Consider the following 12,048-nt stretch of genomic DNA (forward strand, 5'->3'; position numbering starts at 1 on the left):
AACCAAGGACTTTCTTAACGTATCACGACTAGGTGTTCTTCAACAGTGGCTTTTCATACCAATCCAGTTCAACATCATCGTCAAAATTGTGATGTGAGAAGATAACTGGAATATCTTGAGAGCGATTTTTTCGTCGATCATCTAAGATCATCGCTTCTGCATTTTTGACGGCGATCTCACTATTTCTTTTGTACAGAACGAGCTTTTCTTCAGGTAACGCGGCTAAAAAATCGATATCGTAACGGATATAGATAGGTTTTAATTGTCCAAGAGCCAAGCACGCAAGATCAGCTAACTGCTCTTGAGAATAACTTGAGACATACTCTTCTGTCGTCAGCACCTGACCGACAAGTGTTTCCATATAGTTATGAACGTCAACACTGATCTGCATATTTTATCTCTCCATGATTCACATTAGTGACTGAGTCAGTTCTACTTAACTTTTAGTTGTTTATACCAATAATATCAACAATAAACATACTCACTTTGTTGCATTATTCACAATCCATCACTATGTTTTTATCTAAAAATAGGTAAAAAGCTTGGCAATTGGAATTTAAGCCGTATCCTACATTACTAGTATTAGTTATAGAATCATCAGTTTAGATAGGCACTCTACATAAATGTCATCTTCGTTTGTCACGTCTAGTTTATTCCGTTTTTGTTTTCCGCTTCTCCTACTCAGCATACTGCTTGTTGGTATGAACAACGTCATCTTAATTACGGAATCAAACCATGGCTTCGCCAACAATCTCCCTTACATTCTTTTGTCTGTAGCGGGGATCTTGTGCTTTACCTTTAAACAAGGTCGTATGGCGATGGTCTCTATCGCGATGCTTATTGCGTATATTGTGATACAAACACGTCTTCAAAGCCCTCTAAACACAGGTACAACACTTTTAGAGCTTTCTCTGTTAGCAGCTTTGCTTCCTGTTTCTTGTTTGTTGGTCTATGCATTTCCCGATACAGCCTTATCAGTAAGAACAACAGGGTTCTACCTGCTCGCCATAGGCCTTTTTATCGCGTGGTCTCAACTGATCATTACTCACTTTTATGCTGGGGGTTTTGAATCATGGAGTGAGGGCATCCTGTTTAGCTTTACTTCTTTATCTAAACTGCCGTTTGTACTGTTAATGTACAGCATTGGGTTATCTGGTTTAACGGCCATCTTAGTATTGATGTACAACCGCCCTATTGACGTTGTTGTATACAGCTCTATTGTTATGGCGAGCTCAACGTTTATTTTCTTTGACGTACAATACATCTCTAGCACACTCTTCTCTTTATCAGGCGTGTTGATCATCATCTACATGATGTCTGCAAGCCATGCACTAGCATTTAATGACCAATTAACCAATATTCCTGGCCGTCATGCGCTTGAGAGTGACATGAAGCATCTAGGTCGTAAGTACGCTTTAGCCATGCTCGATATTGACCATTTCAAATCGTTTAATGATACATACGGTCACGATATCGGCGATGAAGTTCTCAAACTGGTTGCCAGTCGAATGAAGTTAGCGTCCGGCCGCCCTCGTATTTATCGTTATGGTGGCGAAGAATTTACGATCATCTACCGACGTAAACACGCTAAGCAGGTGGTTGGACACCTCAACGAATTAATTAGAGACATTGAAGCCTACGACATCGTAATACGCGACAATCATGCACGTCCTAACTGCGATGATACGGGAAGTAAAAACCGTGGCCGTGGGCCTGTAGCTTCAAAAATCGTTAATGTGACGGTCAGTATCGGTTTAGCAGACAGTAAGACGACTAAGAAGCCAGAAGAAGTGATGAAACTTGCAGACAATGCCTTGTACAAGGCCAAAAAAGCGGGTCGTAACCGATTATCTATTAGTAAAGATTAGATAATCGGTATCTAACATTGTTTAATCTTGATTGAAAAATACCACTAGGCTACCGCCCTTAAGGGTACTTCCGTAGTTTATGGTGAACCCTATCCCAACGTTATCGACCCAATCATTGAGTAAATCTGGGTCTAATAACCACCCCAAGCTTGCTTCATAATACGAGTGTGTACCAAGGGGATCTGAAGTATCTCCTCCTACATCAATTCTTTTCACACTGGAGTACATCGATGTGACATTGTCACGCCATGACACCAAATCATAGAAGACTTTGATTTCATTGGCGAGATACCAACCTTCTGGGTTCCCTACATCGCCGTTGTTGGCTTCACCCCAGCCATACCCATAAAAGTAATGCCAGCTTGAGCTTAATTTTATTCGCCCCCACTTATGCAGATCTTGATAAGTCAGTTTGATGTTAGGCTCTACTATGTAAGCCCAAGCATCAGTGTTAACGATAAAACCATCAAGTATGCTGCGATAAGGCTCTAATACGCCGCTACGGTATGTGTAGTCGTTATTATAGTAAGAAACATGGTTACCAATCGCCGTGCTTACGCTCCAGTTTTCATCGAGCTCATTGACGTTTGCAAACTCAAAATAGCCGGATATAACATACTCACTCAAGGCATCTGGGGCTTTGCCTGACGCTAAGTCGATGTCTTGATCTATACTCAGCGCAGATAAACGTAGTGTAAGCTCTTGTCGGTTATCTTCGATATAAGATGGCAAAGCGATAGTGTAAGGCAAACTAAGCGCAGCAATGTTTTTACGCCGACTAAGAGACTCGGTTGTACCTATATTTTCATTGTCGATTTTAAAGACTTTATTAGGATCAAAATTATGAAAACCGAAGGTAAATACGTCTGAGTCACTCAGCAAAACACTAGTAGCGAAGTTTTGCTCAAGCTCCTTTCTCGTAGCGTCATTTAAACTCGTTGCACAAGCCATGGCTGGAACGAACAAAACGAGAGATAAATACCGAAGTTCCAAAAATAAAATCCTTAATTAATAATCAATAAAAACAGCAACAACCAATAAAAATGGCGGCCGACTTTATCACTAGACTATCATTGACCTCCACTGTTTTTATTTATCGAAAACATAATTTTCAGAACATATACAGCTTGGTATTAAGGAGTCATAAGGGGTGTTATCGATTCACTTCTGCGATATCACGCATAACGTATGTATTTCGACCGCCTTCTTTAGCCAAGTAAAGCGCATTATCAACCGCCTGATAGCTTCCTTCGATTGATTCATCTCCTGTTGGGACAAACGTCAACACACCCTGTGACACTGTCACCCTATCTGACACGGTTGAATGTTCATGTTTCAGGTTTATCTTCTCAAGTGCTTCTTGAATACGCTGAGCTTGTTGTTCTGCAAAGTTTCTGTCCGTATCGCCCAATATCAGGATGAATTCTTCCCCTCCGTAGCGGCCAACATACTCACCAGCCCGTACAAAGAGCTTTTTCAGGGCTCCTGCCAAGGCTTGCAGGCAGTTGTCTCCTTGGATATGGCCGTAGTTGTCGTTGTATGGTTTAAAGAAGTCGACATCAAGAAGAATAATGGTCATGTACGCTTTTCTACGCCCATGCCACGCAATACTCTCTTCAAGTTTAGTATCCATATAACGGCGATTATAGAGCTTGGTTAGTCCATCTTCGTTGGCTTGTTGTTTCAACAGCAGATTAAGCTCTTCCAGTTTAGCGGTGCTCTGCTTCAACTCTCGTCTCATCGCGGCAATACGCTGCATGGCAATGAGTTTTGAATTCAATACCACTTTGTTTACGGGCTTGATCAAATAGTCATCCCCGCCGGCATCAATCGCCTTAGCGATCATTTCTGGTTCATCGTGACCGCTTAAAAAGATAATTGGGATCCAGTCAGGAAACTGGCGACGGATTTCTCTCGCGACTTCAAAGCCGTCCATATCTGGCATACTAATATCCAGCAGTACCAATTCGGGATCACACTGGGAATAGATTTCTAAGGCCTCTTTACCGCTGCCTACCGCTTCAACTTCATGACCTATCTGCTTTAGGCGTATAGCAAGCTGCATTCGATCTAATTGCACGTCATCTACGAGCAATATACGCATTGATGATCCCATTTCTGCCATTACGTCACCTTTATATTGTGTTGAACTATGAAAATAGCCTAAAACTGGCGCTAATTCATGCGGTCGTCTCTATATTATATTGACTTTTTTACAGATCTTTTTAGCATTGTTTCTTTTTGAAGAGAAATACTATGTCAGACGCTACAAACAACGAGCAACAAGAAATCGATTTAACCACTATCTCTCCAGAGCTACGTCAAGTTATCGAATTTGATGAAGTGCCAAAAGAGATGCACAACATGGTTACTTCTATTCACGAAGTGTCTGAAGAAGCAGTACGCGAAGCGTGGGATAGTCTTCCAGCAAGCGCACAGAACGTTCTAGACAACTTCGAACAATTCCACGCTCTAATCTCTGTAAGCCAGTCATTTGCTGGTATTAACGTTATGGAAGAGTTCCCAACTCTTAAACTGCCAGAAGGCATGACTGACGAAGAGAAAGAAGAGTACCGCGCTCAACTTCTTGACCAAGTTCTTCACAACTGTGTGAAAGACATGGTTAAACAGATCAAGAAAGCTCGTCGTGATGCAATCTTGAAGCGTGACTTTAAAGAAGTTTTCACTAAATAGTGAGTTCAAGGTTATCTATTGGTAACCTTTTGTTCTTTATAAGAAAATAAAAAGCCGCTTCTATTGAGCGGCTTTTTGCTATCCATCGCAAATGAGATGTGAATATATGGTACTAGTGTCACAAGTTTCTGTGCCACTAGAGACCACTCAACGGTTAATGTGTCACGGCTATATCACGTTGCGCCACACTCACCCCTTTAATTTGGGCAAACACACGTTGTCCAATTGTTAGGCTCAACTCATCCAGCGCCCATAAAGTGATGGTCGCCCACAAATAACAACCCGCTTCTAACTCAAGCTCTACAGCGACACTCTGCTTGTTGTGGCCATGCTGCTGTGTTTCTACTCTACGAATAACCGCGGGCAATATATTACGTATGGATGTACTTTGTGGTTGCTCTAATGACAACGATACATCATTGGCGCGAATCTGAAGCCTGACTGATGCGTCAATCGGATTATCAACTTGTTGAACCCAAAGTGACGTGGTTGCACCTAACGCAAGCTTAGACAGCGCATAGTCATCGTTATGTTCAACAATTTTCGCTTCAAACAGCGAGCTTTGCTCAGAGAATGATTGCCAAGGTCGCATTGCTCGTGACGCCCATACTTGTTCCGTTTGCCCTGAAGATAACACTTTCCCTTGGTCCAATATCACCAAATAGTTAGAGAGCCTTAGAATTTCATTGAGACTGTGCGTGACATAAACGATAGGGATTTTGACGCTCTCCGAGAGGTTTTCTAAAAAAGGCATCACTTCACGCTTACGTGGCAAATCTAACGAAGCTAATGGTTCATCCATTAATAAAATACTTGGCTTCGACAATAGCGCTCGACCGATTGCGACTCGCTGCTTCTCACCTCCTGACAACTTAGCAGGATAACGATCCAGTAACGCACGCAGTGAAAGAAGATCGACAACTTGCTCAAAATGTAACTGGTCAGGCGTTTTAACACCATATTTTAAGTTGCTCGACACTTTCATATGCGGAAACAGACGAGATTCTTGAAACACATAGCCCACTTTGCGCTGGTGGACTGGCAAGTTAATCCCTTTACTACTATCGAAGAGGGTTTTACCCGATACTTCAATCTGACCACTATCAGGGTTCTTAAGACCACTGATGGCGTTAATCAAAGAGGTTTTACCTGCACCGGAGCGCCCAAATATCGCTGTAATACCTTGGCTAGGTAGAGTCAGGTCAACATCAAACTCGGTTTCGCCAAGCTTTTGTTGATATTTCAGTATCAATTGACTCACTGGTTCCCCCCTAATTTATTGGCCGTCTTGCGATTTAACCACTCAGACAACATGAGAGAACTCAGAGCAATAGCGATAGAGATTGCACACAGGCGCGCCGCTTCCATTTCTGCCCCAGGGGTTTCAATAAATGTGTACATCGCTAAAGGGATCGTCTGAGTTTCACCTGGGATGTTAGATACGAAGCTAATTGTTGCGCCAAACTCACCTAAACTGCGAGCGAATGACAGCATGGTGCCAGTGATAATGCCTGGAACCATAAGTGGAAGGGTTATGGTAAAAAAGACCTTAAGAGGTGAAGCGCCCAGCGTTGCCGCCGCTTCTTCTAATTTGCTGTCGACATTCTCTAGACTTAAGCGAATAGATCGGACCATGAGCGGTAGCGCAACGACGATACAAGCAAGTGATGCGCCTTTCCAACTGAAACTAAACACCAATCCAAATGCATCATTAAGCCAAGATCCAATCACACCTTGTCTGCCCATCATTACCAATAGAAGATAACCAATCACAACGGGTGGTAGTACTAAAGGGAGATGGACAAGGCTTTCCAGTAAGCCTTTGCCTATAAACTGTTTCTTCGCGAGTAACCAAGCTAAGGCTATCCCAATTGGGACCAACCAAAGAATGGCAAAGCCCGCAACCTTGAGGCTTAACAGTAAAGCTTGATATTCGTAATCAGATAAATAAAACATTAATGCGTATTAAAACCATAGCGTTCGAGAACTGACTTAGAAAAGTCGCCTTGCATGAAGGTGTAAAAAGCTTGTGTCGAGACATTGTCACTCACTTTTGCTACAGGGTAACGTATTGGTGAATGCGACGACTCGGGAAACGTGTCGATGATGGAAACGTCTTTCGATAGCATTGCATCGGTTTTATAGACGATGCCTAGTCGGGCTTCCTGCCTCTCGACCAATGCAAGTGCCATACGTACGTTGTTGCTCGGAGCTAAGCGACGGCGCACGCTCTCCCATACCCCTAGCGTCTCTAAAGACTCTTTAGCATAGATGCCGGCAGGTACCGACATTGTGTTGCCAACCGCTAGACGTTCATTTACGAGCGCTTCCTGCCATACTTTTGCATCATCTAGTTTAAATGAAGCATAGTCCGCTTCATGTGAGTTAGGTTGAATCAAAACCAACTCATTTCCTGCCCAATTAGTGACATTGTCACTTGAAACGTGGCCTCTGTCGATTAAATGTGTCATCCATTTTTGGTTGGCCGCGATAAACACGTCTGCAGGCGCGCCTCTCTCTATCTGGCGAACCAATGACGATGTGCTCGCGTACACTGGCGTCACATCAATATCATTGTTCTTTTCAAACTCAGAAATCAGTTCATTGACCACATTGGTCATTGAAGATGCGGCATAAACTTTAATCGAGTCTTGTGCCGATACCTGAAAAGCAAAAAAAGTTAATGCTAACGTCAGCAATCGTTTTTTCATCACTCTCTCTTTCACGTGATTATTCGTTCATTTTATTTTTGATAGTACTGAATTCAGGCCACAATAAATCGAGCTTCATGTACTCTTCAATGGCATCAGCGATACGATCAATGCCTTCTTCTTTTAATGCGTGGTGATCAATCGTTGCTACCGTACTTGCACCCGCCCACTCACAGATCGATGATAAAGCGTCACTATTATCAAACAAACCGTGAAGATAAGTACCGAAGATAGTGTTTTCACTATTTACTGCACCATCAATAGCGCCAGAGTCTAACTGTATAGGCACATCTTTTTCTTTGATTTGGGTCTTACCTACATGAATTTCATACCCTTTTACTGCAGATGTGGAGCCGTTCAAGGTCAGCCGTCCACTCACATTGGTCAACGTCTTCTGCTGAGTCAAAACCGTTGTGGTATCCAGCAAGCCCAAACCAGTTGAAGAGCCTGGTTGACCTTCAACGCCGTCTGGGTCATCAATAGACTGTCCAAGCATTTGATATCCGCCACAGATACCAACGACCTTGCCACCAAGACGCAAGTGACGTTGGAGATCTTTATCCCAGCCCTGCTCTCGCATGTACTCGAGGTCGGCACGAACTGATTTTGTTCCGGGCAATATAATTAGGTCAGCTTTATCTAAGCGCTCACCCTTACCTACATAGCGCAAGTCGATGTCTGGGTTTAAACGCAAGGTATCAAAATCGGTATGATTACTAATTCGTGTAAATACTGGCACTACAACCTTTAATTTGGCATCACCATCCGACTCTTGCGCTGTTGTAATTGCGTCTTCAGCTTCTAAGTTAAATCCATGTAGATATGGCAAAACGCCAATCACAGGCTTTCCTGTTTTTTCTTCTAACCAATCTAAGCCGGACTCAAGTAGCTTGATGTCACCACGGAATCGGTTAATCACAAATCCAACAACACGCTTTTGTTCTGATTCTGACAATAGTGCCAAGGTTCCGTACAGGTGAGCAAATACACCACCTCGATCAATATCAGCAATAATAATGACAGGAACATCCGCTTCTTCAGCAAAGCCCATATTAGCGATGTCATTTTCACGCAGGTTGATTTCTGCCGGACTGCCTGCCCCTTCAATCATCACACTCTCATAATCTGACTGAAGTCGACCGAATGAATCGATCACCGTATTCATAGCGACTTTTTTGTAGTCGTGATAACCGGTGGCTTCCATGTTAGTCAATGCGCGCCCTTGGAGAATAACCTGCGCACCAGTATCGGAGTTAGGTTTAAGCAATACCGGATTCATATGAACAGTAGGTTTAACATTACACGCTTGAGCTTGAACCGCTTGAGCTCGTCCAATCTCGCCACCATCTTCAGTTACTGCGCTATTGAGTGCCATATTTTGTGGCTTAAATGGCGCAACCTTAACGCCGCGTCGAGCCAATACGCGGCATAAACCTGCCACCAATACACTTTTACCGGCATCTGATGTTGTACCCTGAACCATCAGGGCCTTAAGTGGTGTTAACATTGAAACTGATTTCCTTGATTCTTAGGCGCAAAATAACCACGCTTTTATCTCTATAGTAGCGTTATTGATAATAAGATGCTCATGAAAATGAATGGAAAATGAATACGTTACTCACGCTGAATTCAAACCCAGTATTGTTTAATAGCCTCATCGAAACAAAACGTTTCAACCAAACATAACCAATGAGGTATTTATTATGAAAAAAGCAGTCTTAGCAATCGCAGCATCAGTTATTCTTACTCCAGCAATCGCTCTAGCAGATGGCCACAAAGACAACAACGGCGGTATCTCTTACACAGGACCAGTTGAATCTACAACTATTGCAACACTGCTTGAAAATACAAGCATGTTCTCTGAACAAGAAGCGATTGTAGATGGCAAAATTGTTCGTCAAGTTCGTAACGATAAGTTCATCTTTTCAGACGGCCAAAGCGAAATTCAAATTGAGCTAGATGATGATATCAAGTTGGCTCAACCACTGACGGCTGAAACTCAAGTACGTATCTTTGGTGAGTATGAAGGTGGTAACACACCTGAGATCGAAGTTGACCATATCCAAATTCTATAATCTCGATCGAGTCTAATTAAAATGGCCTGCATATTGCAGGCTTTTTTGTATATACTGCCCTAAATACAAAAAATTGGAGTCACCATGCAGGGTTACGCAAAAAAAACGCTACTTATCGGATTAACTGCGCTGTGTTCATTTGCCGCATCAGCGAACAATTTCAACTACAACACTTTTGAAATCCGTATGGGAGCAAGCCCAAGTACATTTGGTGGTGAGTTCACGACACTATTTACCCAAAATGCACACTTTGTTGGTCGCGTAGATACAGGTTTCGAAAGTGACTGGGATGCGGCAGGCGGCATCGGCTTCAACGGTCCAATCGGTCAGTTTGCTGACATCTACGGTCAGATGCTGCTACATAACATTGAGCGCAATGACGACAACAGCTTTAAAACTGAAGTGAACGTCGGCGTGAAAGCGTGGCTAATGGCAAACATTGAAGTTAACGCCCGTCTCGGTCAACTGATCGACAATGATGGTACTAACTCTATTGTTGGTTTCGGTGCGCGTTTCCATTCCACAGACCAGCTATCTGTCGGTGTCGACATGCGTAACAACGGTACTTACGGCCACCAGGTATTAATGTCAGCGCGATTTGGTTTCTAATCACTGCCACACCGCACTATGTTTAACTCATTAATTTATTTAGATTTTTATCACTAAGTTACGAGAAAAACATAGACGATATAAATATTTAACGACCAATAGATAAAATTGCTTTACCGCAACATGGCGTACTGCTAATCTCTCACAAATTTTGCTGATAGATGGAGTACCGTAATGGGTGGTAACAGCATGTCGATAAAAAACAAACTGACCCTGATATTTGTTGTCATCATTTTTGCGATGACAATGATTCAAACATACGTCACAGGTAAACAACTGTTAAATGAGACGTACCGTTCAGTGCAACAATATTCGAATACACTAACGACTTCTAATGTATCGGGTATTGAGAAGTGGATTGAAGGCCGAATTAACGTAGTGAATGCTGCTAAAGACGCCTTCAAATACACAAGCTCACCAGAGAGCTACTTTACTCAAAGTACTAATGCTGGTCGTTTCCAAATCGCCTACGCAGGTCTTTCTGATGGCCGCTTTTTGCAAGGTGTTGATCTACCAGTGCCAGAAGGCTATGACCCACGCACTCGAGACTGGTATAAAACCCCTATGGCTCAAGGTCGCACTGTCGTGACAGAACCATACTTAGACGTTGCGACTAACGAACTGGTTGTGACGATCGCCTCTCCCTTTAATACCAATGGATACTCGGGCGTTATTGGCGCTGACTTAAACCTGACTGCGTTGGTCAACGACATTGTTAACGTTGAACAACCCGGTGTTTATGCGTTCCTTGTAGATGGTTCAGGAAAAATTGTTGCTCATAAAGATCGTTCACTGACTTTAAAGTCGGTATCAAACATCTCTAACAACCTCTCTGCACAAAAGATCAAATCGATCGCAAGTAGCCCTGAGTTCGAAGAACTGCTTATAGGCGGATCAGAATCTTTCCTTTCTGCACAAAAAGTTCCTCACACTGATTGGTATTTCACGATAGTGATTGATAAAACCAAATCTTTCGCATCCTATCGTTCACTACTACGCCAATCTGCAATCTTTGGTATGTTGCAATTGGTCGTGATCGCCTTCGTTGCAATGTTTGTGATTAAGAAAGCCCTAGCACCACTGACCACCCTCAGTACAGCAATGGAAGCGCTGTCCAAAGGCAACGGTGACCTTACACAACGCATTTCTGTGAACAGTAAAGATGAGATTGGAACGCTGGCGCTACACGTTAATGCCTTTATTGCCAAGCTCCAAGAAATTGTTCGTGACATAGCTCATTCGTCTAGTCAACTTAATGAGCAGTCTGAAGTGAGTACCAATGTTGCTCGTCAGACAAGCGACGGTTTAGCGGTTCAGCTTCATGAGATTTCACAAATCGCGACAGCCGTTCATGAGATGTCTGCAACAGCAGAAGAAGTGGCGAACAATGCGCAGATGACTGCCGATTCAGCAATCAGCTCAACGGAGAACTGCGAACAAGGTAAGCGCGTTATCATCCGCAACCAAGACTCAATCACGAGCTTAGCAGAGCAAGTGGAGAATGCATCAGGCATTATTCAGGAGCTGGAGAAGAATGCGTTAGACATCAATGCGATTCTATCGACCATTTCAGACATTGCAGAACAAACTAACCTACTCGCACTTAACGCCGCAATTGAGGCAGCTCGCGCTGGCGAACAAGGCCGTGGATTCGCCGTTGTTGCTGATGAGGTCCGTGTACTTTCTCAACGTACTCACAGTTCGACAGATGAGATCCGTGAAATGATCGAAACATTGCAGAAAAACAGTGTTTCTGCCGTTGAATCGATGGAGCGCAGTCAGAACCTAGCACAATCGAGTGTCGATGATGCAAATAATGCAACAGAAGCGCTAGAGCAAATTGCTGCATCAATTCAACAAATCTCAGATATGGCCTCTCATATATCGAATGCGGCCTCCGAACAACGCACAGTAACAGGCGAAGTGAGTAAGAATATCCAGCTGGTTAATGATGTATCTGACAAGATGTCGACTGAAGCGGATAACTCGCGTCATTTATCTGAAGAGCTACGTGGCATCGCGCAGCAGTTAAATACTCAAGTCCAGCTATTTAAGTACTAATCTAAGTACTAGTTATTTAAGTGCTAACCT

The 12,048-nt window shown here is 43.1% G+C and carries 12 protein-coding genes; 5 read left to right on the top strand and 7 right to left on the bottom strand.

Annotated elements, in window-relative coordinates:
• Window positions 1–28 precede the first annotated feature (28 nt).
• The gene (locus L1D60_RS05055; protein WP_032552521.1) at window positions 29–391 is read right to left on the bottom strand and encodes a late competence development ComFB family protein; all 363 of its coding nucleotides are present in this window, start codon (window positions 389–391) and stop codon (window positions 29–31) included.
• Between the two features lie 232 nt (window positions 392–623).
• Between L1D60_RS05055 and L1D60_RS05060 the strand changes: the two genes are divergently transcribed.
• Window positions 624–1,868, top strand: coding sequence for a GGDEF domain-containing protein (locus L1D60_RS05060; RefSeq protein WP_239840022.1), 1,245 nt, complete (start codon window positions 624–626; stop codon window positions 1,866–1,868).
• A gap of 21 nt (window positions 1,869–1,889) precedes the next feature.
• Here the strand turns inward: L1D60_RS05060 and L1D60_RS05065 are convergent, their stop codons facing one another.
• Together L1D60_RS05065 and L1D60_RS05070 are read right to left on the bottom strand one after the other, a co-directional pair.
• A complete protein-coding gene (locus tag L1D60_RS05065; protein ID WP_275665581.1) occupies window positions 1,890–2,861 on the bottom strand; it encodes a Solitary outer membrane autotransporter beta-barrel domain in 972 nt (323 codons plus the stop codon).
• 160 nt (window positions 2,862–3,021) lie between these two features.
• Entirely contained in the window at window positions 3,022–3,993 is a 972-nt protein-coding gene (locus L1D60_RS05070; RefSeq protein ID WP_239840023.1) for a diguanylate cyclase, read from the bottom strand.
• Window positions 3,994–4,124: 131 nt separating this feature from the next.
• Between L1D60_RS05070 and L1D60_RS05075 the strand changes: the two genes are divergently transcribed.
• On the top strand, window positions 4,125–4,562 hold the full coding sequence (locus L1D60_RS05075; protein ID WP_150869563.1) for a DUF3069 domain-containing protein: 438 nt from the start codon (window positions 4,125–4,127) through the stop codon (window positions 4,560–4,562).
• 154 nt (window positions 4,563–4,716) lie between these two features.
• On the opposite strand, the gene modC is transcribed toward L1D60_RS05075, so the two are convergent.
• From modC to L1D60_RS05095, 4 genes are read right to left on the bottom strand one after another with little or no spacing between them, the layout of a single operon-like run.
• Window positions 4,717–5,823 (bottom strand): molybdenum ABC transporter ATP-binding protein ModC, encoded by a 1,107-nt coding sequence (modC, locus tag L1D60_RS05080; protein WP_239840024.1) that lies wholly within the window; start codon window positions 5,821–5,823, stop codon window positions 4,717–4,719.
• Window positions 5,820–6,518 (bottom strand): molybdate ABC transporter permease subunit, encoded by a 699-nt coding sequence (gene modB / locus L1D60_RS05085; protein ID WP_239840025.1) that lies wholly within the window; start codon window positions 6,516–6,518, stop codon window positions 5,820–5,822. Before modB ends, modC begins: the two co-directional genes overlap by 4 nt.
• Complete coding sequence (modA, locus tag L1D60_RS05090; protein ID WP_239840026.1) at window positions 6,518–7,273, bottom strand: molybdate ABC transporter substrate-binding protein; 756 nt, start codon at window positions 7,271–7,273, stop codon at window positions 6,518–6,520. The genes modB and modA overlap by 1 nt, the downstream gene beginning before the upstream one ends.
• A 19-nt stretch (window positions 7,274–7,292) precedes the next feature.
• Window positions 7,293–8,780, bottom strand: a complete 1,488-nt coding sequence (locus L1D60_RS05095; protein WP_239840027.1) for a cobyric acid synthase — start codon at window positions 8,778–8,780, stop codon at window positions 7,293–7,295.
• A gap of 196 nt (window positions 8,781–8,976) precedes the next feature.
• On the opposite strand from L1D60_RS05095, the gene L1D60_RS05100 reads away from it, so the two are divergent.
• From L1D60_RS05100 to L1D60_RS05110, 3 genes are all read left to right on the top strand, one after another.
• Window positions 8,977–9,348 carry a NirD/YgiW/YdeI family stress tolerance protein gene (locus L1D60_RS05100; RefSeq protein ID WP_239840028.1) on the top strand — a complete coding sequence of 124 codons (372 nt, stop codon included), beginning with the start codon at window positions 8,977–8,979 and terminating at the stop codon, window positions 9,346–9,348.
• Between the two features lie 84 nt (window positions 9,349–9,432).
• Window positions 9,433–9,957, top strand: a complete 525-nt coding sequence (locus L1D60_RS05105; RefSeq protein ID WP_239840029.1) for a hypothetical protein — start codon at window positions 9,433–9,435, stop codon at window positions 9,955–9,957.
• A 174-nt stretch (window positions 9,958–10,131) separates the two neighbouring features.
• Window positions 10,132–12,018: a methyl-accepting chemotaxis protein gene (locus L1D60_RS05110; RefSeq protein WP_239840030.1), complete on the top strand. Its 1,887-nt coding sequence runs from the start codon at window positions 10,132–10,134 to the stop codon at window positions 12,016–12,018.
• Window positions 12,019–12,048 lie beyond the last annotated feature (30 nt).

Origin of the sequence: Vibrio sp. Isolate30 (assembly GCF_022397975.1) — a bacterium.
In the GTDB taxonomy this organism is placed as follows: Bacteria; Pseudomonadota; Gammaproteobacteria; order Enterobacterales; family Vibrionaceae; genus Vibrio; species Vibrio fortis.

Bases quoted from the DNA above. Each gene is read 5' to 3' on its own strand.
- L1D60_RS05075 (WP_150869563.1), top strand. From the start codon at position 4,125: ATGTCAGACGCTACAAACAACGAGCAACAAGAAATCGATTTAACCACT.
- L1D60_RS05105 (WP_239840029.1), top strand. From the start codon at position 9,433: ATGCAGGGTTACGCAAAAAAAACGCTACTTATCGGATTAACTGCGCTG.
- L1D60_RS05055 (WP_032552521.1), bottom strand. From the start codon at position 391: ATGCAGATCAGTGTTGACGTTCATAACTATATGGAAACACTTGTCGGT.
- L1D60_RS05070 (WP_239840023.1), bottom strand. From the start codon at position 3,993: ATGGCAGAAATGGGATCATCAATGCGTATATTGCTCGTAGATGACGTG.
- L1D60_RS05110 (WP_239840030.1), top strand. From the start codon at position 10,132: ATGGGTGGTAACAGCATGTCGATAAAAAACAAACTGACCCTGATATTT.
- L1D60_RS05095 (WP_239840027.1), bottom strand. From the start codon at position 8,780: ATGTTAACACCACTTAAGGCCCTGATGGTTCAGGGTACAACATCAGAT.
- L1D60_RS05100 (WP_239840028.1), top strand. From the start codon at position 8,977: ATGAAAAAAGCAGTCTTAGCAATCGCAGCATCAGTTATTCTTACTCCA.
- modA (WP_239840026.1), bottom strand. From the start codon at position 7,273: ATGAAAAAACGATTGCTGACGTTAGCATTAACTTTTTTTGCTTTTCAG.
- modB (WP_239840025.1), bottom strand. From the start codon at position 6,518: ATGTTTTATTTATCTGATTACGAATATCAAGCTTTACTGTTAAGCCTC.
- L1D60_RS05060 (WP_239840022.1), top strand. From the start codon at position 624: ATGTCATCTTCGTTTGTCACGTCTAGTTTATTCCGTTTTTGTTTTCCG.